Raw genomic sequence first — 3,656 nt, 5'->3', positions numbered from 1 at the left:
GCAACGCGTGCACCGGTACCGCGGGCCTAACTCTTACTGGGCGGGCGGACCCGGCGGTCCGCCCCCGACGCCCCCCCAGGGCCCCAGGGCGTTGGGGGGTGGGGCGCCGTCGCCCCGGAGCGGAACCGGGCGCGACGACCGGTCAGAGCGCGGACAGCTCGTCCACCAGGTCGTCCAGGCCCAGCGAACCCTGCGAAAGAGCCGCCATGTGCCAGGCCTTCAGATCGAAGGCGTCGCCGTGCCGCTTGCGCGCGTTCTCCCGGCCCAGCAGCCAGGCCCGTTCGCCGAGCTTGTAGCCGATCGCCTGGCCCGGGATGGTGAGATAGCGGGTGAGCTCGCTCTCCACGAAGTCCGCCGGGCGGCTGCTGTGCGCACCGAAGAACTCCTCGGCCAGCTCCGGCGTCCAGCGCTCACCCGGGCGGAACGGGGAGTCCGCCGGGATCTCCAGCTCCAGGTGCATGCCGATGTCGACGATCACCCGGGCCGCGCGCATCATCTGCGCGTCGAGGTAGCCGAGACGGTGCTCGGGGTCCGTGAGATAGCCGAGCTCGTCCATCAGACGCTCCGCGTACAGCGCCCAGCCCTCCGCGTTGGCGCTGACCCCGCCGATCGTGGCCTGGTAGCGGGAGAGGTCCTTGGCCACGTGCGCCCACTGAGCGAGCTGGAGGTGGTGACCGGGCACGCCCTCGTGGTACCAGGTCGACACCAGGTCGTACGCGGGGAACCGGGTCTGGCCCATCGTCGGCAGCCAGGTGCGGCCGGGGCGGGAGAAGTCCTCGGACGGGGCGGTGTAGTACGGGGCCGCCGCGCCCCCGGGCGGCGCGATGCAGGCCTCCACCTTCCGCACCCGCTCGGCGAGTTCGAAGTGCGTGCCGTCGAGGTCCGCGATCGCCCGGTCCATCAGGCCCTGCAGCCATTCGCGGACCTCGTCGACGCCTTCGATGTGCGCGCCGTGCTCGTCGAGGTGCGCGAGCGCCACCCACGGCGTCCCGGCGCCCGGCAGGATCTTCTCGGCCTCCTGCTTCATCTCGCCGAGGATGCGGTGGAACTCCGACCAGCCGTACGCGTACGCCTCGTCGAGGTCCAGGTCTGTGCCGTTGAAGTAGCGCGACCAGCGTGCGTAGCGCTCGCGGCCCACCGTGTTCGGAGTGCCCTCGATCGCGGGGGCGTAGACGTCCCGCATCCAGTCCCGCAGCTCCACGACGGCCGTGGTCGCTCCGCGCGCGGCCTCGTCCAGTTCGGCGCGCAGCGCCTCGGGCCCGGCCGAGGCGAAGTCCTCGAACCAGCCGCGGCCCTTGCCGTCGGTGTCCGACCACTCGGTGAGCTGGTCGATGAAGGTGGCGGTCGGGCGCGGAGCCGCGTACAGCTTCCGTTCCAGACCGAGCGCCAGCGACTCGCGGTAGCCGGCCAGCGCGGCCGGCACCGCGCGCAGCCGTTCGGCGATCGCCGTCCAGTCCTCGTCCGTCTGCGCCGGCATCACGGTGAACACGTCACGCACCGCGTGTCCGGGCGTGTGCAGGTTGCCGACCGCGCGCAGGCCCTCCTCGGCCTCGTGCACCGCGAGCTCGGCGGTGAGCCGCTCGCGCAGCAGACGCCCGCAGCGGCGCTCCACGTCGCCGTCGGCCCCGGGCCGGCGCTCGGCCTCGTCGAGCTTCGCGAGCGTGGTCCGGGCCAGCTGTGCCAGGGCTTCCTGACCGGCCGGCGAGAAGTCCGGCAGCCTGCTCGAACTCTCCTTGACGCCGAGGTAGGTACCGGTGACCGGGTCTAGGGCGACGAGTTCGTCGACATAGGCGTCGGCGACCTCACGGGGCAGCGGGCTCTTGGTGTCAGACATGCCGCCCATCCTCGTACGGCGGCGATGTCCACGTCACCCGTGCGCCGTCGATTCAGCTGTGGGCGTGGCCGGGGGAAGCAGGGGGCCGCACTCCCACTGCTGGAAGATCAACCGGGTCTCCACGCGGGCCACTTCGCGCTGCGAGGTGAACTCGTCGAGTACCAGTCGCTGCAGGTCCGCCATGTCCGCCACGGCCACGTGGACCAGGTAGTCGTCGGGTCCGGTCAGGTGGAACACCGTCCGTGACTCCGGTAGCGCGCGGATCCGCTCCACGAACGGTCCCACCAGCTCCCGCCGGTGCGGTCGCACCTGCACCGACAGCAGCGCCTCCAGCCCGCGCCCCAGTTTGGCCGGATCGAGCCGCAGCTGATGCCCGAGGATCACGCCCGAGCGGCGCAACCGGGCCACCCGGTCCAGACACGTCGACGGAGCGACGCCCACCAGGGCGGCGAGATCGCGATAAGTGGTCCGGGCGTCGTTCTGCAGCAGCCTCAGCAGATGCAGATCCACCGGATCCAGTACGACAGATTCGGCCATTGGTCGAACGTAGCACGGTGTTCGATTCTTGTGACCCGTTCGGTGTTCACCCTTCCGCCCATGGACTCAGCGAGCACTCGCGGACACGAGCTCCGCGCATTCGGCGACCCCCGCACCGCACCCCGAGCACTGGCGACCGAGGCCGTGCACGCCGGCCGTGACGACCTCGCCCGGCAGGGCCTGCACGCCCCGCCGATCGACCTGTCCACCACCTATCCGTCGTACGACAGCCGGGGCGAGGCCGCCCGCATCGACGCCTTCGCCGCCAGCGGTGCCGAGCCGGAGGGGCCTCCGGTGTACGGCCGGCTGGGCAACCCGACCGTGGCCCGCTTCGAGACCGCCCTGGCCCGGCTGGAGGGCACCGAGTCCGCGGTCGCTTTCGCCAGCGGCATGGCCGCGCTGAGCGCCGTCCTCCTGGCACGCGCCGCGACGGGCCTGCGGCACGTGGTGGCCGTACGCCCCCTGTACGGCTGCAGTGACCATCTGCTCACCGCCGGGCTGCTCGGCACGGAGGTGACCTGGACCGACCCGGCAGGCATCACGGACGCGCTGCGCCCGGACACGGGGCTGGTGATGGTCGAGTCGCCGGCCAATCCGACGCTGGCCGAACTCGATCTGCGGGCCGTCGCCCACGCCTGCGGCTCCGTGCCGCTGCTCGCCGACAACACCTTTGCCACGCCCGTGCTCCAGCGCCCGGCCGAACAGGGTGCCCGTCTCGTGCTGCACAGCGCCACGAAGTACCTCGGCGGGCACGGCGACGTGCTCGCGGGAGTCGTGGCCTGTGACGAGGAGCTCGCACGTCAGCTGCGGCAGATACGGTTCGCCACGGGTGGCGTGCTGCATCCGCTGGCCGGCTATCTGCTGCTGAGGGGACTGTCCACGCTGCCGGTGCGGGTACGGGCCGCCTCCGCGAGCGCCGCCGAGCTGGCCCGTCGCCTCGCCGCAGACCCGCGAATCGCCCGCGTCCACTATCCGCGGATCGGCGGCGCGATGATCGCCTTCGAGGTCCACGGGGACCCGCACGAGGTCATCTCCCGGGTCCGGCTGATCACCCCGGCCGTGAGCCTCGGCAGTGTCGACACCCTGAACCAGCACCCGGCGTCCATCAGCCACCGGATCGTGGACGCGGACGACCGGCGCGGTGCGGGCGTGGGTGACCGGCTGCTGCGCATGTCGGTGGGGCTGGAGGACGTGGAGGATCTGTGGGCGGATCTGGACGCCGCGCTGGGCGAGGGCGCCGCGGCGTCGACGCCCGTGGGCGTCGGGGAGGCCGTGGGGGTCGGGG

The 3,656-nt window shown here is 72.3% G+C and carries 3 protein-coding genes; 1 reads left to right on the top strand and 2 read right to left on the bottom strand.

What is annotated here, in order from left to right; all coding sequences use genetic code 11:
* Positions 1-142: 142 nt before the first annotated feature.
* On the bottom strand, positions 143-1,834 hold the full coding sequence (locus tag ACFW2E_RS37530; protein WP_384473728.1) for a DUF885 domain-containing protein: 1,692 nt from the start codon (positions 1,832-1,834) through the stop codon (positions 143-145).
* Positions 1,835-1,867: 33 nt separating this feature from the next.
* Positions 1,868-2,371, bottom strand: coding sequence for an Lrp/AsnC family transcriptional regulator (locus ACFW2E_RS37525; RefSeq protein WP_384473725.1), 504 nt, complete (start codon positions 2,369-2,371; stop codon positions 1,868-1,870).
* 60 nt (positions 2,372-2,431) lie between these two features.
* Here ACFW2E_RS37525 and ACFW2E_RS37520 point away from each other — a divergent pair.
* Positions 2,432-3,656, top strand: a 1,225-nt coding sequence (locus tag ACFW2E_RS37520; RefSeq protein ID WP_384473722.1) for a trans-sulfuration enzyme family protein, incomplete at its 3' end; no start/stop codon positions are given.

The sequence above is a fragment of the Streptomyces sp. NPDC058964 genome (genome assembly GCF_042741275.1).
Lineage (GTDB): Bacteria > Actinomycetota > Actinomycetes > Streptomycetales > Streptomycetaceae > Streptomyces.
Note: the sequence above shows the minus strand (reverse complement) of the source record. Positions and strands in the feature narration are given on the sequence as shown.

Coding starts and splice junctions, on each gene's coding strand:
- ACFW2E_RS37530 (WP_384473728.1), bottom strand. CDS start 1,834: ATGTCTGACACCAAGAGCCCGCTGCCCCGTGAGGTCGCCGACGCCTAT.
- ACFW2E_RS37525 (WP_384473725.1), bottom strand. CDS start 2,371: ATGGCCGAATCTGTCGTACTGGATCCGGTGGATCTGCATCTGCTGAGG.